The 19393-nt window shown below is 39.1% G+C and carries 16 protein-coding genes; 14 read left to right on the top strand and 2 right to left on the bottom strand.

Translation table 11 applies throughout. The features are described from left to right. Together DUT68_RS09510 and DUT68_RS09505 are read right to left on the bottom strand one after the other, a co-directional pair. Window positions 1-2412, bottom strand: coding sequence for a GumC family protein (locus DUT68_RS09510; protein WP_113637873.1), 2412 nt, complete (start codon window positions 2410-2412; stop codon window positions 1-3). Beyond that, complete coding sequence (locus DUT68_RS09505; protein WP_113637871.1) at window positions 2413-3207, bottom strand: polysaccharide biosynthesis/export family protein; 795 nt, start codon at window positions 3205-3207, stop codon at window positions 2413-2415. Window positions 3208-3466: 259 nt separating this feature from the next. Between DUT68_RS09505 and DUT68_RS09500 the strand changes: the two genes are divergently transcribed. From DUT68_RS09500 to murG, 14 genes are all read left to right on the top strand, one after another. Next, window positions 3467-4210 carry a glycosyltransferase family 2 protein gene (locus DUT68_RS09500; protein ID WP_157960825.1) on the top strand — a complete coding sequence of 248 codons (744 nt, stop codon included), beginning with the start codon at window positions 3467-3469 and terminating at the stop codon, window positions 4208-4210. 192 nt (window positions 4211-4402) lie between these two features. Continuing rightward, the gene (locus DUT68_RS09495) at window positions 4403-5530 is read left to right on the top strand and encodes an MraY family glycosyltransferase (RefSeq protein WP_113637867.1); all 1128 of its coding nucleotides are present in this window, start codon (window positions 4403-4405) and stop codon (window positions 5528-5530) included. A 156-nt stretch (window positions 5531-5686) separates the two neighbouring features. After that, complete coding sequence (gene gap, locus DUT68_RS09490; RefSeq protein ID WP_113637865.1) at window positions 5687-6688, top strand: type I glyceraldehyde-3-phosphate dehydrogenase; 1002 nt, start codon at window positions 5687-5689, stop codon at window positions 6686-6688. Window positions 6689-6738: 50 nt separating this feature from the next. Further along, window positions 6739-7185, top strand: a complete 447-nt coding sequence (locus DUT68_RS09485) for a GNAT family N-acetyltransferase (protein ID WP_113637864.1) — start codon at window positions 6739-6741, stop codon at window positions 7183-7185. A 43-nt stretch (window positions 7186-7228) separates the two neighbouring features. Further along, window positions 7229-8419 carry a phosphoglycerate kinase gene (locus tag DUT68_RS09480; protein WP_113637862.1) on the top strand — a complete coding sequence of 397 codons (1191 nt, stop codon included), beginning with the start codon at window positions 7229-7231 and terminating at the stop codon, window positions 8417-8419. 234 nt (window positions 8420-8653) lie between these two features. Beyond that, complete coding sequence (gene mraZ / locus DUT68_RS09475; protein WP_113637860.1) at window positions 8654-9121, top strand: division/cell wall cluster transcriptional repressor MraZ; 468 nt, start codon at window positions 8654-8656, stop codon at window positions 9119-9121. Further along, window positions 9111-10016: a 16S rRNA (cytosine(1402)-N(4))-methyltransferase RsmH gene (gene rsmH, locus DUT68_RS09470; protein ID WP_113637858.1), complete on the top strand. Its 906-nt coding sequence runs from the start codon at window positions 9111-9113 to the stop codon at window positions 10014-10016. Before mraZ ends, rsmH begins: the two co-directional genes overlap by 11 nt. Beyond that, window positions 10013-10435 carry an FtsL-like putative cell division protein gene (locus tag DUT68_RS09465; protein WP_113637856.1) on the top strand — a complete coding sequence of 141 codons (423 nt, stop codon included), beginning with the start codon at window positions 10013-10015 and terminating at the stop codon, window positions 10433-10435. The genes rsmH and DUT68_RS09465 overlap by 4 nt, the downstream gene beginning before the upstream one ends. Continuing rightward, the gene (locus tag DUT68_RS09460; RefSeq protein ID WP_113637854.1) at window positions 10432-12537 is read left to right on the top strand and encodes a penicillin-binding protein; all 2106 of its coding nucleotides are present in this window, start codon (window positions 10432-10434) and stop codon (window positions 12535-12537) included. Before DUT68_RS09465 ends, DUT68_RS09460 begins: the two co-directional genes overlap by 4 nt. An 87-nt stretch (window positions 12538-12624) precedes the next feature. Beyond that, entirely contained in the window at window positions 12625-14082 is a 1458-nt protein-coding gene (locus DUT68_RS09455; RefSeq protein WP_113637852.1) for a UDP-N-acetylmuramoyl-L-alanyl-D-glutamate--2,6-diaminopimelate ligase, read from the top strand. Beyond that, window positions 14082-15344 carry a phospho-N-acetylmuramoyl-pentapeptide-transferase gene (gene mraY, locus DUT68_RS09450; protein ID WP_113637850.1) on the top strand — a complete coding sequence of 421 codons (1263 nt, stop codon included), beginning with the start codon at window positions 14082-14084 and terminating at the stop codon, window positions 15342-15344. Before DUT68_RS09455 ends, mraY begins: the two co-directional genes overlap by 1 nt. Window positions 15345-15453: 109 nt before the next feature. Next, window positions 15454-16845, top strand: a complete 1392-nt coding sequence (murD, locus tag DUT68_RS09445; protein WP_113637848.1) for a UDP-N-acetylmuramoyl-L-alanine--D-glutamate ligase — start codon at window positions 15454-15456, stop codon at window positions 16843-16845. An 80-nt stretch (window positions 16846-16925) separates the two neighbouring features. Next, a complete protein-coding gene (locus DUT68_RS09440; RefSeq protein ID WP_113637846.1) occupies window positions 16926-18107 on the top strand; it encodes an FtsW/RodA/SpoVE family cell cycle protein in 1182 nt (393 codons plus the stop codon). Window positions 18108-18212: 105 nt separating this feature from the next. Continuing rightward, on the top strand, window positions 18213-19319 hold the full coding sequence (gene murG / locus DUT68_RS09435; RefSeq protein WP_113637844.1) for an undecaprenyldiphospho-muramoylpentapeptide beta-N-acetylglucosaminyltransferase: 1107 nt from the start codon (window positions 18213-18215) through the stop codon (window positions 19317-19319). Window positions 19320-19393 lie beyond the last annotated feature (74 nt).

The following is a 19393-nucleotide window of genomic DNA, read 5'->3' as shown; positions in this document are numbered from 1 at the left end:
CTATTTCTTTTTCCAAAATTCCCACCACTTTTTATCTGGTCCATCGTTATAGTAGCCACTGCCATATCCCGTGTTCGAGTAATCGGAATAGTAGTAGTAGTTGGCGTAATAACTTCCGGTATAATTAGTAGTGTAGTACCTGCTGTGCAGTATGTCGTTATCAAAAGCGTTTAATATGATAGCGATATTAGATAGGTTAAACTCTTTCGACAAGCGCTCTGGAACGGAGGCCGCCTGATAACGCGATACTCCCGAACGGATTACAAATAGGTTGACATCCGCCATCCTAATTAAAGGGATTGCATCCGAAACTAAACCAACAGGAGCGGAGTCAACAATTACGAAATCGTAACTCTGAGTCAATAGCTCCAACAAAGCCTGCATTTTATCTGAATAAAGTAGCTCAGAAGGGTTTGGAGGAACAGGTCCTGCAGGTATAAATTTTAAATTTTCAACCTCAGTGTCGTAGGTAATTTCTTCCAGCGTGGTTTGGTTGGATAAGTAAGAGCTCAGCCCTTTTAAATTATTTACCTTAAAAGTGTGATGTAATTTCGAGCGTCGTAAATCTGCAGCAATTACAATTACCTTTTTATCAATTAAACTTAACGTACTTGCTAAATTAACCGTGGTAAACGACTTTCCTTCGCCAGATATCTCTGAGGTAATACAAACAACTTTGCTTGCTTTTTCGGCCGCCAAAAAACTTAAATTGGTACGCACAGAGCGCACTGATTCGGAAAAAAGCGATTTCGGGTTTTTAATCGATAAAATTTGTCTATTGTCCTCATCGATAGCATCCTGATATTTTCTTATCACTCCAATAATAGGAATGTTTGTAAGGCTTTCGATGGTTTCTTTATCGTAAATAAATGGATTCAATAACCTAATTAAAAATATCAGGCCAATGCCAGCTATTAATCCAATAATAAATGCACTTACATAGGTTTTTTGTTGCTTCGGCGCAATCGCTCTGATATTGTACAACGCAAAATCTACAATGGTTGCCCCAGGGGTAATTGCTGCTTTACTAATTTGAGCTTCCAGTTTTTTCTCTGAAAGATAGCTGTATACCTTTTGGTTTATGGCATCGTTAGATGTAAGGTTAATCAGTTCGCGTTCAGCTTTTGGAATGGTGTTAAAGGTTTGTTTAATTCCACTAATTTGCTGATTTAAGAAATCTAAAGTTTTCTGGTTTTTTTGTCGCTGACTGTTGGCATTACTCACAAAAGCCGATTTAATCTCCAAAATCTGTTTATCAATCTGCTGAACAGCATCAGAAGTTGGTTTGTAATCCACTAAAGTTTGCTCTCTCTTAAGCAATAAGGCATTATATTGTGCCAGCAAATTAGCTAGCATTGGATCGGTAATTCCTTGTAAATTATAATTGATGGCATTGAGGTTTTTATTGCCAACAATTTCTTTTTCCAACTGATTGATGAAAATGCCCTGTAGGTTTAAACTGCTTTTTTCTGTTTCTAAATCAGTGAGTTTTTTCATGACATCTTGGCCAGCAGCGGATATATCCAACACTTTATTAGCTACTTTGAACTGTTCAAGTTGCGATCCAGATGATTTTACCACCTTAGCCATGCCCTGTTGTAGCGTGTCGATAAATTTTATAGTCTGCGTAGCCGAAATCGTTTTTTGATTTCTATCATAATCTACGTAAGCCCTTAAAATTGAGTTAAGGATATCCGTAGCAAAATAAGGATTGGCATCTGTTTGGGATAAGGTAAGAATGTTGGTGCCCTTTGTTTCAGCCATGCTTAAACCGCCAGAAATACGACCAACAAAACTACTTTTGGTATTGAATTTAAAGCAATAAATTGCATTATTAGTTTTGCTGAAAGTATTGTTGTTGATCTTGAATTTGATTCCACGCACCGAAATCAGTTGACCTTTGCGGTACTCCTTACTTACTTCTTTGCCACCTTCTTGGTAACTCAATTTAAATAAAGAAGTATTAATAGGCTCGTATTCAAATAAATTGGTAGCAAAATCAAGACTATCCTGCTCAATAATGGCTATATCCAACGGCTTTTGGGGGTAAATGTCGCTTGTCCTAACCCTTCCTTTTAAATAGAATGATATTTTATAGTCAAGTTCTTCAACCGCATTTAGCAATACCTGTCTTGAACGAATCACGAATTGCTCAGACTGCATTTTATTATTGCGATCATAAACGTTTCTAACGTTGAGTAATTCTGATATCTCCGAACGTTTTTCTTCGAATTTTAATGATGCGCTAGTGCTAAATGTTTCAGGAGTGTACCATAAGTACATGTACGCCACTATCAGCGATATGATAACTGTGCTGGCAACCCAATACCACCTGCTAAGTACAATCTTTAAGATTTTAACATAGTCGATATCTTGCTGCACATTTGCGTTTCCGTTGACTGGTTGTTCCATCTATTTGGCAATATTGTAGATAATTAATGCGGTATTTAAAACTACTAATCCTATTTGTATAAAGCTAGAGTAAGCTTGAAAATTTTGACTGCTTGAGGCAATTCTTCTCGGTTCAATGTACACAATGTCCTTCGCTCTTAATTTTAATTTGGGATCTCTAATAAAATTGTAGTCGTTCAAATTTACCATGATAATCTCCGGATTCGCTCTATCTCCTCTAAAAATCCTTACCATTTTACGATTGGCGTTTGCATTCACACCACCTGCGTCAGCTAAAAGGTCAATCAGCTCATAGTCTTCCCTGTCTATCACATACTTTCCTTGCTTGGCCACTTCTCCCAATAACACAATATATGCATTAGCAATTCTTACGTCAATCAAGGGCGCATTTAGCTCTTTCGATTCGTAAGCTTTTTGGATTACTTCGGCTGCTTGTGTCCTGTTAAGGCCAGCAACTTTAATGGCGCCTATTTTTGGTAAGGTAACTTCACCGTTTGAGTTTACTTTAAAGGTGGTAAAAACTTGTTGCGTAACGTTATTTGGGCCTTCTTGTCTTTTGACTATTAAATTCATGTCCTGCACATTTCTTACGGCAAGCTCATCTTCGGGTTTAATCAAATTATAATAGCCTTCGGTATTTTCGGTGCCATTTACAACCCTAACGGTTCTAACGGTATCGGCATCGTAAGGTGTTTTAAGCAATGCTTGTCGGTTTTTAAATGAGCACGAGCTAAAAAATAGCAAGCCAAAACCGATAAAAAAAAGAATAGTAACAGATAATTTGTTGTTGCTCATTAGTTTGAATGAAGGTGCAAATTACAACTTTTTATTGTTTGTCAAATGGAAAAAGTGAAAATGAGGCTTGCCAGTTTGTCAAAACCATAAGTTTTATGATGAAAGTAGTATTTAAATTTCTGTACGGTTAAATTTTCTCCGAATGAGAACTTCTCCGGTCAAGTAATAAGTAAACCAAGGGGGAAATCTGAGCTATTTAAAACGAATCAAAATTTCTTAATGGTGTTTTCAGATTGTATTTTTGTCAAAAATCAGTAGCTTGAAAATCACCATTATTACTGTCGTTTATAACGCTGAAAAATATCTTAAGGATTGTATCGAATCGGTATTGGCACAACAATATCCAAATTTGGAATACATTTTAATCGATGGGCAATCTTCAGATTCTTCCTTTCAAATTGCAAAAAGGTACAGTGAAAATATCACAGTTTTGATTTCAGAACCTGATACTGGCATGTACGATGCCTTAAATAAAGGTATAGCTTTGGCTACAGGGGATGTCATCGGCATTTTAAATGCAGATGATATGTTGGCAAGCGACGATGTAATTACCGAAGTGGCCGATGTTTTCAATGATGACCGTATCGCTGCGGTATACGGCGATCTGAATTACGTCGCTCCTGATCAAGTAGATAAAGTGCAAAGAAAATGGAGGTCGCAACAGGCTAATCCAAATGATTTGGCTTTGGGCTGGATGCCAGCTCACCCAACTTTATACGTTAGAGCTAATTTGTTTAAAAAATTTGGGGGTTATCAGTTAGATTTCGGCTCAGCTGCAGATTACGAATTGATGCTTAGATTTTTATACCAACATCAAATCCCAGCTAAATATCTACCTAAGCTAATGGTAAATATGCGAAGCGGCGGAATGAGTAACCAATCCTGGAAACACAGGTATTCGGCACTGATAAACGATTTAAAAGCTTTACGACGCAATAAAATTCCAAGTCCAGCGTTAGCGTTGGTATTAAAAAAACTAAGAAAGGTCAAACAATTTTTTTAGCTGCGTGGTAAATTGATGCCGTAATAAAGGTGTATCATTAAATTCCGTGGTTGGAGTTGCTGAGTCAAAACTTACGAGCAAAATACCGAGAATTAGGTATCAGATAATCTAAAAGTTTTTCTTTTTTTGAAGAAATCACAACCATGTTGTTTAATTTATTAATAAATTTGACTGTCAATAGTTTATAGTGACATGCCCAAACAACTATTTGCGGAGTACCCGCTAATATTTTATATCTCCATTGTTACATTGGCTTGCCTGCTAGTGCGGTTCTCTATACCTTCTATTATTCATGCGGCAAATAAACATAAGCTGTTTGACTCTGTTGATCTTCACCGCAAGGAACACAAAGATAACATCTCCCGTTTAGGCGGTATTGGACTGTTTTGCGGTTTTACGATTACGGTGTTGCTCTTTGCTACTACAGTACATTATCATCAAGCCAACTTTCTAATCGCTTCTAGTATTTTATTGTTTGCCTTAGGTATTAAAGATGACATTTATGGTGTAAGCCCAAGTACTAAGTTTGCGCTACAAATTGTAGTGTCGCTAATTTTGGTAGTGCTGGGCGATTTTAAATTGAGCAGCCTATATGGTGTATTTAACGTTTGGGATGTTCATCCGGTTGTAGGTGGCGTTTTCTCTATAGCGCTGATTATTTTTATCAACAATGCCTTCAACTTAATTGATGGTGTTGATGGGCTTGCAGGCACAGTTGGAGCCACGGTAACGCTTTGTTTCGGTGTGCTTTTTGCGTTAAGTAATGACGTAGCTTATGCCTTCATTGCTTTTTCGCTGCTTGGTGCCATCATCGGGTTTTTAATGTTCAATTATCCGCCAGCAAAAATATTTATGGGCGATACCGGCTCCTTAATCATTGGATTGGTTTGTGCGGTTTTAGCAATTAAGTTTATCGAAATCAATAAAATTGGAGTATCTGACGTTCCTGTAATCAGTTCGGCGCCGGCAATTGCTGTAGCAGTACTTATTGTGCCTATTTTCGATTCACTAAGAATTTTCTTCATCAGGTTGATCAATAAAAAATCACCATTTAGAGGTGATAGAAACCATATTCACCATCGCCTATTGAAACTCGGCTTAAATGCTAAAAAAATATTGGCAGTTACATTTTTATTCAATGCTAGTATGATTGGGTTTACCATCATGCTTAGTCACTTGGGCAATTTCGTGCTAATTTTTCTTCAAATTGGTATCTGCATGGTGTTTAATGCGGTACTTACTTTTTTAAAAGGGCGCAAAATAACCAAGTCTTATTCGGTTAAAGATGTTTTCTTAAAGGATACCATCAAGGTTTCTTAATGTTGCTAAAGTCTTGTTTCTTTATACTGTTTTCTGCATTAAATCCTCATTTTACAGCTTGTTTCTCCATTGTGTAAATATTTGAAATTTACATGTTCTTTATATAGATATTACCTAGCTTTGCCGAGCGAAATAATCAGCTTCGCATAACAGCAAATGAATATTGCAATAAATGGTTTTGGGAGAATTGGACGTATTTTTTTACGTTCGGCTCTGCAAAGAGGCTTCAATGTAGTGGCCATTAACGACCTTACATCGGCATCAACATTGGCGCACTTGTTCAAGTACGATTCTGTACATGGGATTTATCCGGGTGAAGTTACTTCAACTGAAAATAGTTTAGTTATAGATGGTAAGGAAATCAAAGTGCTGGCCAATGCCAATCCTGAGCAATTACCTTGGACTAATTTAGCTATTGATTTGGTGTTGGAAGCTACAGGCAAATTTGCTAACAAGGCTGGCGCAAACAAACACCTACAAGCGGGTGCTAAGCAGGTATTGGTCTCTGCACCGGTGGCCGATAAAGATGTGCCTATGGTAGTAATGGGCGTAAATGATCAGCAAATCGATTTTTCTTCTACCGTTTTATCTAATGCCTCTTGTACTACCAATAATGTTGCGCCAATGGTGAAAATACTTGATGACCTTTGGGGCATTGAAGATGGCTACATCACCACGGTGCACTCTATGACGGGCGACCAAAGTTTACATGATGCGCCACACCACGATTTGCGTAGGGCCCGAGCGGCTTCTTCGTCTATCATACCCACATCAACTGGTGCTGCAAAAGCTATTACGCATATATTTCCGCATTTGGATGGGAAGTTGGGCGGGGCCGGTATTCGTGTGCCAGTTTTAAATGGCTCATTAACAGATTTTACCTGTATCCTTAAGAAAAAAACAACTATAGAAGAGATTAATAATGCGTTTAAAGAAGCTGCAAATGGGAGTTTAAATACAATTGTGCAATATACCGAAGATCCTATCGTATCGGTTGATATCATCAATAATTCTCATTCCTGCGTCTTTGATGCGCAATTAACCTCAATAGTGGGCGATTTGGTTAAAGTGGTAGGCTGGTACGATAACGAATCGGGCTATTCCAACCGTTTGGCTGACGTAGTGGAGAGAATAAAGCAATCAAGTAGTGGCCAATAGTCAATCACCATTAATCACTAATCATTAACAATTAAATAATACTAATAGCGATGATCAAATTTGTTCCTTTAGCCGAAGTGTTAGCTTTAAGAAGTAAGATGCTGCGAAATGGTGCACCTGAAAGTGAATGTATATTTCCTACCGACCAAATTGAAGGCGTTTTTCATCTTGCTTATTACGCTGATGAACTAACGATAGCCACAGTAGCCACTTTTTTCCCTCAAAATTTAGATGGCCAAAACGGCATGGGTTATCAGTTGCGTGGCATGGCTACTGACGATGCTTTTTTTGGTAAAGGCTATGGTGCCGCTTTGATAAAATATGCGGTAGATTATATAAAAACGGCTAAAGCTGAGTATATTTGGTGCAATGCCCGTACTTCTGCGCTGGATTTTTACAAGAAACAGGATTTCAAAGTGCTTGGCAACGAATTTGAAATACCGGGCGTTGGACCACACTACGTGATGATTTTAAACCTAACGAGCAACCAGCTTTAATGTAGGGAGCTTCACCATAAAAAAAACAAAATATAGAAAAATAATGAAGACAGTAGACCAGTTTAATTTTAAGGATAAAAAGGCCATAGTAAGGGTAGATTTTAACGTGCCTTTAGATGCAGATTTTAACATTACTGATGATAAAAGGATGAGGGCAGCTTTGCCAACTATTCAAAAAATAGTTAGAGACGGCGGTTCGGTGATTTTAATGTCGCACTTAGGTAGACCTAAAGATGGCCCGACGGATAAATATTCCTTGAAACATATCGTGGCTGATTTGTCTCGTATGTTGAGCCTGCCTGTGAAATTTGCTGATGATTGTATTGGAGAAGATGCAGTGCATCAGGCAGCTAACTTGTTTCCTGGTGAAATATTGTTGCTAGAAAATCTTCGTTTTTATAAGGAAGAAGAAAAAGGCGATGTAGGATTCGCAGAAAAGCTGTCGAAAATGGCTGATGTTTATGTAAATGATGCCTTTGGAACAGCTCATAGGGCTCATGCTTCAACTACCATTATTGCACAGTTTTTTCCAGAGGCGAAGTACTTTGGTTACTTAATGGCAGAAGAAATCAAAAATGCTGAAAAGGTAATTAATGGTGCAGAAAAGCCTTTCACTGCAATCATGGGTGGTGCAAAAGTATCTGATAAAATTTTGCTTATTGAGAATTTATTGGAGAAGGTGGATAACCTGATTATTGGCGGTGGTATGGCTTATACTTTTGCTAAAGCACAAGGAGGTGAAATCGGTACTTCTTTACTAGAGGCTGATAGAATGGCGTTGTGCTTAGAATTGCTGGATAAGGCGAAGGCAAAAGGGGTAAACCTAGTATTGCCAGTGGATACCGTAATTGCTGATAAGTTTGATAATGAAGCGCAGAAAGATACCGTTGATAGCGGAAAAATACCTGCAGATTGGATGGGTTTAGATATTGGCCCTAAAACAGTAGCCTTATTTAGCGATATCATTAAAAACTCAAAAACTTTGCTTTGGAACGGTCCAATGGGCGTGTTTGAAATGGAGAACTTCCAACAAGGAACTAAAGCTGTTGCCGAAGCAGTGGTAGAAGCTACAAAGAATGGTGCTTTTTCACTAATTGGTGGAGGTGATTCTGCTGCTGCAATCGCTAAGTTTGGCTTAGAAGACGAGGTGAGCTATGTTTCTACAGGTGGAGGCGCTTTACTAGAGTACATGGAAGGTAAAGAGTTGCCAGGCGTAGCCGCAATTCAACAATAATAGTAGGATAAAATTTATCAATTAAAGGAGCTTAACTCCTTGTAAATAAGCGGTCCCAGCTGAAAAGTTGGGGCCGCTTTGTTTTTGTACCACCTCAAAATCTGGCCTAGCAATATCAAAAAGTGGGTTAAAGTGGTAGAAAATGTATGTTGAAAACTTTTTTGTGGTAAAAAGTGGTAAAAAGTGGTAGAAGTGATTTACTTTTACACTACATAAAAAGTGTAGCTACTATAAATGAACCAACTCATCGGAGAATTTGATTGTAAATTGGATGCGAAAGGGCGCTTGATGGTGCCTGTTTTGCTGAAGAAGCAATTGCTTGATGTAGAGCGAGATGGGTTGGTTGTGAACAGGGGTTTTGAGAAAAACTTGGTAATTTATCCTAAGAAAGTTTGGGATGAAACCGTTGCCGAGCTGAGCAAGCTGAATATGTTCGAACGAAAAAATCGTGAGTTTGTGAGGGCGTTCCAACGTGGAGCCATGCCGCTTACGTTAGATGCTGCTGGTCGCGTGTTACTGCCGAAATCGTTGGTGGAGTACGCTGGCATTGAAGCTGACCTGGTGTTGGCTTGTCAGTTGGATAAAATTGAGGTTTGGGATAAAAAAGCTTACGATAACCTTTTTGATGATGTGCCTGAAAACTTTGCTGCTTTAGCAGAGGAAGTAATGGGCGGAAAGAAAGGAGGCGCTGATGGAGAATAATTATCATGTGCCGGTTTTGTTGCAGGAGTGCATTGATGGTTTAGCTATTAAACCAAATGGAGTTTATGTAGATGTTACTTTCGGTGGCGGTGGTCATTCAAAGGAAATTTTAAAGCATTTGGGTGCTGATGGTGTGTTGATTGCTTTTGATCAAGATCCGGATGCGCAAAGAAATAAAATCGATGATCCTCGTTTTCGTTTCGTTGATCAAAATTTTGGTTACCTGAAAAACAACCTCCGTTTATTAGGCTTTAAACAGGTTGATGGTATTTTGGCTGATTTAGGAGTTTCTTCTCATCAGTTTAATGAGCCGGTGAGGGGTTTTTCTACTCGTTTTGATGCTGATTTGGATATGCGTATGGATCAGCAGCGTGAACTGACTGCCGCAAAAGTGCTTAACACCTATGCAGAGGAAGATTTGCATAAAATTTTCGGTTTGTATGGCGAGGTTCAAAATGCGAAATCCCTGGCAAGAACTATTGTTACCGCTCGTATGGATGGTAACATACAAACGCTTGCCGATTTTAAAAAAGTAATTGCAGCTCATATCCCTCGTGGTAAGGAGCATAAATATATGGCGCAAGTTTTTCAGGCGCTGCGCATTGAGGTGAATGGTGAAATTGAAGTGCTTGAGCGCTTTTTGGAGCAAACTGCTGAAGTGTTAAAACCAGGTGGCCGTTTAGTGGTGATTTCCTATCATTCTTTGGAAGATAGGCCGGTGAAGAATTTCTTAGCCAAAGGGAAATTCAAAGGTGAAGTGGAAAAGGATTTTTTCGGAAATGATCAGAAGCCTTTTACCGTAATTACCAGAAAAGCGATAGTGGCTGGTGCTGAAGAATTGGAGCGAAATAGCCGATCTCGCAGTGCGAAATTAAGAATAGGAGAGCGGCTGTGAATAGGTTCAGGGAAAAAATAGAAGAGGAGCTGGCTAAGGAAGAGCCAATTGAAGAACTGGAAGAGCCAAAGCTGAAAAAAGAGCCTGCTAAAGATGGTAATGCCACCGTGTTTTTCAGAAAGTTGTTTGTGGATGGGGCGGTATCAAAGGAAGCAGCAACGGATATGTTGCCTTATTTGGTTTTTCTGTGTGTGCTGGGCATGGTGTATATCGCTAATAGCCACATGGCGGTAAAAAACATCCGTGATATTGATAAGTTGAGCAAAGAGGTTAAGGAGTTAAGTTGGGAGTATAAATCTTTAAAAGCAGAGCTGATGTTTAAAAGTAAAATGACAGAAGTGGCTAAAAGGGTGGATACATTAGGTTTGAAAGAGTTGATTGAGCCTCCAAAAAAAATAGTAGTTAGAGTTAAAGAATGAATATTAGGGCAAACATATTACTCAGGGTGTACTTAGCTTTCGGGCTAATTGTGCTTTTTGCGCTTGCCGTTTTCGCTAAGTTATGCGATGTTCAGTTTAGGCAAGGTCATAAATGGGTGGCTATGGCTGATAGTCTGTCAACTAAAGAATTTGAAATTGAAGCTACTCGTGGTAATATCTACTCGGTAGATGGCAGCTTGTTGGCAACATCGGTTCCTGAGTATGAATTAAGGATGGATATGTTTGCAGGTGGTATTCAGGATGATAAGTTGTTTAATTCTAAAGTGGATTCGCTGGCGATGAAACTTGCGGATTTTTTCAAGGATAAAACTGCTAAAGATTATTCTCGTTACCTGCGCAAGGCCAGACAGGATAGTGTCCGCTATTTGTTGATCAAACGTAAGGTTTCCTACCAAGATTTAAAAGTAGTAAGAAGCTTTCCATTATATAACGTAGGGAAATATTCTGGCGGATTAATGGCTATCCAAAAAAACAGAAGAATTTTGCCGTTTAAGGCTTTGGCCGCTCGTACAATTGGCTATAAAAACGAGAATGTAAAAAATGGAGTAGGCCTAGAAGGTGCTTACGGAAACTACATTAATGGGGAAACAGGCAGAAGGCTGATGCAACGCATTAGCGGTGGTGTTTGGATTCCAGTGAACAGTGATGCTGAAGTAGCGCCTAAAGATGGTGCTGATATCATTTCTACTATCGATGTAAATATTCAAGATTTAGCACAAAGTGCTTTGGAGAAACAGTTGATTAAGAGTCAGGCGCACCATGGTTGTGTTATTGTAATGGAGGTTGAAACCGGTGAAATTAGGGCGGTTGCGAACTTCACGAAAGTAGAAGAAGGTGTTTACAAGGAGCAGTTCAATTATGCCATTGCTGGTAATCAAGATCCTGGTTCAACATTTAAGCTAGCTTCTTACATGGCTTTGTTGGAAGATAAAAAGGTAGATACGAATACTTTAATTGGAACGGAGAACTACCGTTTGCCGGGTGGTCATACTATTAAGGATTCACACGGCAGCATTGGTGTGGTGACGGTTAAAAAAGCATTCGAACAATCGTCAAACTCGGCTATTGCACAGTTAGTGAATAACAACTATCGTGATAACCCAATGCAGTTTACCGATCACCTTTATGATTGGCATTTGAATGAGACAACTGGATTGCAAATTCCGGGTGAAGCTAAACCAGTAGTAAAAAATCCAAAGACTTTCAAAAGTTGGAATAAAAATATGACGTTACCGCAAATGGCGTACGGTTACGAAATGCAATTAACGCCATTGAAGATGTTGACGCTATACAATGCTGTTGCCAATAACGGGAAAATGATTGCGCCAATTTTCGTGAGAGAGATCAGGAGGTTGGGAAATCCAATAGAGCAATTTAAGGCGAAGGTAATGAACGAGAAAGTTTGTTCGGACGTAACCTTATCTAAATTAAAGGCGATGCTGGAAGGCGTAGTAAATAATGGTAGCGGAAAGCAAATTGTATACAATCCATTATATAAAATAGCGGGTAAAACTGGTACGGCACAGGTGGCCGATGCCAATTTAGGTTACAAAGCTAAAAGGCAATATCAAGCTTCTTTTGTTGGGTATTTTCCTGCCGATAAGCCTAAGTACTCTATGATTGTGGTAATCAATGATCCTAAAGGTGCCTATTACGGTGCCTTGGTTTCGGGTCCGGTATTTAGGGAAGTGGCAGATAGGATATACGCTAGTGATGTAAATATGTACAACAAAGTGGAAGAACGCTTTGTGGGTAATACCGTAGCGCCTGAAGCTAAAGCGGGACAAAGTAAAGCCACCAAAAAAGTATATAATGCTTTTGGTATTAAAGCACTTTACGCCGCAAAATCTGATTATTTCAATTCTATTGATACCAATAACGGCGTTGCCTACGAAGAGAGTAACCCGGTAAAAGGGGTAATGCCGAATGTAAGTGGTATGGGCTTAAAAGATGCGCTGTACTTACTTGGGAATGCTGGTTTAAAAGCTCGTGTTAAAGGTAGTGGGAAAGTAATAAGCCAATCCATACAAGCGGGAAGTAGAATTGGCAAAGGTTTAATGGTAGATATATTGTTGCAATAAAGAAATGTGATAATTAGCAAATGTGATAATGAGCTTAACAAACACATTATCGAAATAGCTAATTATCCAATTATCAAATTATAAGGAATGAATTTACAAGATTTACTTTACGGTGTTTCAATTAAAAGTATGGTGGGTGTATCTCAAAAGGATATTGCTGCGCTTACTTTTGATTCGCGTACAGTAAATACTGGAACCTTGTTTTTTGCAATTAAAGGCACTGCTGTCGATGGCCATGAGTTCATCAACAAAACTATAGCGGCGGGTGCGTCAGCAGTTGTGTGTGAAACGCTTCCTGCAAGTTTAAATGATGAGGTTACTTATATAGTTGTTGACGATTCGTCTGAAGCTTTGGGTGTAGTGGCTTGCAATTTTTACGGCAATCCATCTGCACAGCTAAAACTAGTAGGGGTTACAGGCACTAATGGAAAAACAACCATCGCAACGTTGCTTTACCAGTTGTTCCGCAAGCTTAACTATGGTACTGGTTTAATATCTACAGTACAAAATCAAATTAATGATACCATAGTTCCAGCCACGCATACTACACCTAATCCGATAGCACTAAATCAGTTGTTGCGGGATATGGTGAATGAAGGCTGTGAATATTGCTTTATGGAAGTAAGTTCACATGCAGTGGCGCAACATCGCATTGCGGGATTAACTTTTGCAGGTGCTGTTTTTTCTAACATCACTCATGATCATTTAGATTTTCATAAAACCTTCGATAATTACATCAAAGCTAAAAAGGGCTTTTTTGACATGTTGCCTAAATCGGCTTTTGCCTTAACCAACACCGATGATAAAAACGGGATGGTAATGTTGCAAAACACCAAGGCTTATAAAAAAACATACGGTCTAAAACAAATGGCCGATTTTAAAGCAAAGGTAATTGAGAATAGGTTTAGCGGTTTGCACTTAGAGGTGGATCAAACTGAAGTCTATTTTAAAATGGTTGGTTCGTTTAACGCTTACAACTTGCTAGCTGCTTATGCTACCGCTGTATTGTTGGAGCAGGATAAAATGAAAGTGCTCACCACCTTAAGCGCATTGTCGGGAGCGGAAGGTAGGTTTGATTACATCGTTTCTAAAACTGGCATTGTAGGTATTGTGGATTATGCGCATACGCCTGATGCAGTTCAAAATGTGTTGAGTACCATTGCTGATATCAGAAAAGGAACCGAACAGGTGATTACCGTGATTGGTTGTGGCGGCGATAGAGATAAAACTAAACGTCCGGTGATGGCTCAGGTAGCTTGTGATTGGAGTGATAAAGTGATTTTAACTTCAGATAATCCACGCACCGAAGATCCGCAGGCAATTATCAAGGATATGGAAGCTGGCGTATCTCCAACTAATCAGCGCAAGGCCATCAGTATTTTAGATAGAAAGGAAGCCATTAAAACTGCTTGTCATTTAGCAAAACCTGGAGATATCATTCTCATAGCAGGAAAAGGACACGAAAAATATCAGGAAGTTAATGGTGTTAGACATCATTTCGACGATAAGGAAATTATTAACGAACAACTAAACCAAATCAGCTAATGTTATATTTATTATTCGAATATCTACATAAAAACTACGATTTCCCGGGATTAAGGTTGTTCCAATACCTTACTTTCCGTTCGTCGTTGTCTATCATTTTGTCGCTGATTATTACCACAGTTTATGGTCGCCGTATCATCGATTACTTGCGTATGAAACAGGTGGGCGAAACAGTAAGGAACTTGGGTTTAGAAGGACAAATGCAAAAACAAGGTACACCTACAATGGGCGGTATCATGATTTTAATGGGAATTTTAATTCCAACCATCTTGTTTGCCAACATCACTAACATTTACGTGATTTTGATGATCATTACCACTTTGTGGATGGGTGCAATTGGTTTCTTGGACGATTATATCAAAGTATTTAGAAAAAATAAAGAAGGTTTAGCTGGCAGATTTAAGGTAGTTGGGCAGGTAGGCTTGGCAATAATTGTAGGTGTTACCATGTATTTCCATCCTAATATTGTAGTACGCCAAACTGTAGATGAAACAGCTAAGGTAGATACCGCTAAAGTGCAAAGTGCAGCGCCAATGGTATTGCGCAAAAAAGGCGAAACTTATTACTACACGCAGGATATCAAGTCGACGAAGACTAATATTCCATTTTATAAAAACAACGAGTTTGATTACGCTAAAGTGGTGAAGTTTTTAGGAGAGGGCTACGAGAAATATGCTTTCATCGTATTTCTAGCTTTTGTAATCATTATTGTAACTGCAGTTTCCAATGGGGCCAATTTAACCGATGGCATCGATGGTTTGGCTACAGGTACTTCGGCCATTATTGGTATAACCCTCGGTATTTTTGCCTACGTTTCTGGTAACACCGTTATCGCGGATTACTTGAATATAATGTACATCCCTAACAGTGGTGAGCTGATCATTTTTGCAGGTGCATTTGTTGGTGCTTGTATCGGGTTCTTATGGTACAACTCTTATCCAGCTCAAATTTTTATGGGAGATACGGGTAGTTTAACTATCGGAGGAATCATTGCGGTTTTTGCCATTATGATTAGAAAAGAGTTACTGATTCCAATTATCTGCGGCGTGTTTTTAATTGAAGTGCTCTCCGTGAGTTTACAAGTTACCTACTTCAAATACACCAAAAAGCGTTTTGGCGAGGGAAGAAGAATCTTCCTAATGTCGCCTTTGCACCACCATTACCAGAAAAAAGGATATCACGAAGCAAAAATTGTTACCCGCTTCTGGATCATTGGAATTTTACTGGCGGTAATTGCCTTTGTAACACTGAAATTAAGATAGAAAGTCGAAAGTAAAAATGCAAAGTTGTAAGTCTGAGCCCGTCAAAGACTAACAAAAAAAGAGAAGATAAAAGGGCGAAAGATTTTTCGCCGCAAAAGAAAAATAAAAAATGAACTCGAATCCTAACATATCGCAAAACGAGACACAGTCGAACCCGGCTGCGGCTACGCGTATGGTAATTTTGGGCGCTGGTGAAAGTGGTGTTGGTGCGGCTAAGCTTGCTCAAAAGCAGGGCTTCGATGTTTTTGTTTCCGATTTTGGTGCCATTGCTGCGGCTTATAAGGCTGATTTGCAAAGCATGAACATCCCTTTTGAAGAAAACCAGCATACTGCAGACTTAATATTAAACGCTACTGAGGTAGTGAAAAGTCCAGGTATCCCTTCAACAGCGCCAATGGTAAAAGCATTGGTTGAAAAAGGTGTGCCTGTAATTTCAGAAATAGAGTTTGCTAAACGATATACTAACGCTAAAACGGTTTGTATTACCGGTTCAAATGGTAAATCAACCACAAGCATGTTGACCTATCACATCCTTAAAAATGCGGGGTTAAATGTTGGATTAGCAGGTAATATAGGTCATAGTTTCGCGGCGCAGGTAGCTGATCAGGATTTTGATTGGTACGTATTGGAGATTTCAAGCTTCATGCTGGATGACATGTACGAGTTTAAAGCCGATATCTCGGTTTTACTGAACATTACTCCTGATCATTTGGACAGGTACGATTACAATATTGCCAACTATGCGGCTTCTAAATTGAGAATTACGCAAAATCAAACAGCAGCTGACACTTTTATTTACTGTGCTGACGATGAAGAAACGCAGAAAATTCTGGCTACAGCTAATATTCAAGCTACTACATACCCCTTTTCTATCCTTCAAAAAATAGATAGAGGTGCCTATTTGGAACAAGATAACATCCACATCAATATTAATTTAAACAACAAACTAACCATGTCAATTTCAGACCTAGCCTTACAAGGCAAGCACAACATTTACAACTCAATGGCCTCGGGCATAGTAGCTAAAGTACTGGAGTTACGCAATGAAACTATCCGCGAAAGCATGGGTAATTTCAAGAACATTGATCATAGGTTGGAGTTTGTGGCTAAAATCAACGATGTAGCTTATATCAATGATTCGAAAGCAACCAACGTTAACTCTACTTGGTATGCATTGGAAAGTGTAAATACAGACGTGGTGTTAATTATGGGCGGTGTAGATAAAGGAAATGACTACACCATGTTGAAAGACTTGGTACGTGGAAAAGTAAAGGCAATTATTTGCTTAGGCAAGGATAACAAACGTATTCACGAAGCTTTTGAAGATGATGTGGAAGTTATTGTGAATACTTTCTCAGCAGAAGAAGCGGTGCAAGTAGCCTATCATTTGGCAAAGAAAGGCAGTACGGTATTGTTGTCTCCGGCTTGTGCCAGCTTTGATTTATTTAAAAATTATGAAGACCGCGGCAATCAGTTTAAAGCGGCAGTGAAAGAACTTTAAAAGTAAAAGCTTAAAAATAGAAAGTACAATCGGTGAAATCATAGCATCTGTGTAGTCAACGAAAAAATCAATAAAAGAAAATGTTTAACATCAACGCACTTCTTGAACGTACTAAAGGCGATCGTTGGATTTGGATCATCATAACACTCCTTTCCATGATCTCCATTATGGTGGTGTACAGTGCCACCGGCGCCATTGCTTATAAAAAGGGTGTTTCAGTTGAAAAGTACCTCTTGTTTAAGCATGTAATTTTTGTATTGCTTGGTGTGGTGATGATTTATATCGCCCACTTGCTGGATTACAAGTACTATGCAGGGATTTCGAAGATTTTGATGATCATAACCATACCACTGTTGTTTTACACAGCAATTTTTGGAGCTAATTTAAACAATGCATCAAGGTGGGTACAAGTACCAATCATTGGACTTACTTTTCAAACGTCCGACTTGGCTAAACTGTCTTTGATCACTTTTCTAGCCAGAATGTTAACTCGTAAGCAAGAAAATATCAAAGATGTAAAAAATGCCTTTTTGCCTATTATGGGCTCTGTGGTTGTGGTTTTTGGACTAATTGCTTGGGCAAATTTATCAACGGGTTTGATGTTGTTTGGCGTAAGTATCCTTTTGTTAATTATTGGTCGTATCAGCATCAAGCAAATAGCAATGGTATGTGCTGCAGGTGCGGTAATGTTAACTTTACTCATATTTATTGGCCCAAGGGCCGATACTTGGCAGTCTCGTATTAAAACTTTTATGCATCCTGAAAAACAGGATTCAGATAAAACATATCAATCTGATCACTCAAAAATTGCGCTGGCTACAGGAGGCGTATTAGGCAAAGGGCCGGGCAATAGTACCGAAAGAAACTTCTTACCGCATCCATATTCCGATTTTATTTTCGCCATTATTATTGAGGAATATGGAACGGTGGGCGGTTTAGTAGTGATCATTTTGTACCTCACCTTATTGTACCGGTGTGTGCTCATTGTAAATCGAAGTCCCAAGGCTTTTGGGGCATTGCTGGCAGCCGGATTGAGTTTTAGCTTAACCATTCAGGCTTTCGCTAACATGGCTGTTGCAGTAGGTTTAGGCCCAGTTACCGGAGTGCCGTTGCCATTGGTAAGTATGGGTGGTACCTCCATGATTTTTACAAGTATCGCCTTTGGCATTATTTTAAGCGTAAGCCGCGATGTGGAGGAGAAAAGCAGCGGGGTAAAAAAAGAGGATAAAGTAATTGTAGGAGAAATACCAGCGATGGCGTAATTAATTAGCTAATGTTATGATTAGCTGATTAGATAATTAAAAATAAAAAATAGAGACGAGGGGAATTAGCTGATTAGCTAATCAACCAATTATCAAATTAAACACATGAATAATTTCCCAAAAATTATCATATCTGGTGGTGGCACTGGCGGGCATATTTTCCCCGCCGTTGCTATTGCTAATGCCTTAAAAGCAATTTCCCCGCAGTGCGAGATTTTGTTTGTTGGGGCAGAAGGGCGCATGGAAATGGAGAAAGTTCCGGCGGCTGGATATCAAATTGTGGGACTAAATATCAGTGGTATTCAACGAGGTTCAATTTTTAAAAACCTTGGGCTACCATTTAAGGTTATAGGAAGTGTGCGCAAAGCGATGCAATTAATTGCCGATTTTAAACCTAACGCTGTAGTTGGGGTTGGTGGCTATGCTTCTGGTCCTTTGCTTTATGCCGCATCGCTAAAAAACATACCTTACTTGATTCAAGAGCAAAATTCATACGCCGGTGTTACTAATAAATTGTTGAGCAAAAAGGCTTCAAAAATTTGCGTAGCATTTGATGGAATGGAAGCATTTTTCCCAGCGGACAGAATTTTAAAAACTGGAAATCCGGTACGGAAAAACATTGTAAGCATTGAAGGGCGTAGACATGCTGGTGCTGAGCTTTTAAAGCTTGATCCGTTGAAAAAAACCATTTTGGTTACCGGCGGGAGTTTAGGTGCGGGAACACTTAATAAAGCGATAGAAAAGCATCTAGGTGAAATCATCGCACAAGATGTGCAGGTAATTTGGCAAACTGGAAAATTCTACTACAAAGGCATCGTAGAGCGGTTAGGTGAAAATTTCCACCCTAACGTACGTGTGTTAGAGTTTTTGAACCAAATGGATTTAGCTTATGCAGCTTCTGACGTGATTATCTCAAGGGCTGGTGCGGGTACCATTGCAGAGCTTTGCCTTATTAAGAAGCCGGTAATTTTAGTGCCATCGCCAAATGTAGCAGAAGATCACCAAACCAAAAATGCCTTAGCATTGGTAAAAGAAAACGCAGCTATTTTAATCGCAGATGCAGCGGCAGAGAATACTTTGGTAGCGCAAGCATTAGCATTGCTAAATGATAAAGAAAAATCAGCAATGCTGAGTGAAAATATAGGTAAAATGGCTTTTGCTGACGCTGATGAAGTAATTGCGAAAGAAGTGTTGAAACTAATAAGCCCCTAAATCCCCTAAGGGGACTTTTGGAGCAAATGTAAAATTAAAAGTCAGATTTCCAATTTAGGAAAGTTGAAAGGATA

The organism is Pedobacter zeaxanthinifaciens (assembly GCF_003313335.1).
Taxonomy (GTDB): domain Bacteria; phylum Bacteroidota; class Bacteroidia; order Sphingobacteriales; family Sphingobacteriaceae; genus Pedobacter; species Pedobacter zeaxanthinifaciens.
This window is presented reverse-complemented; position numbering and strand designations above follow the sequence as displayed.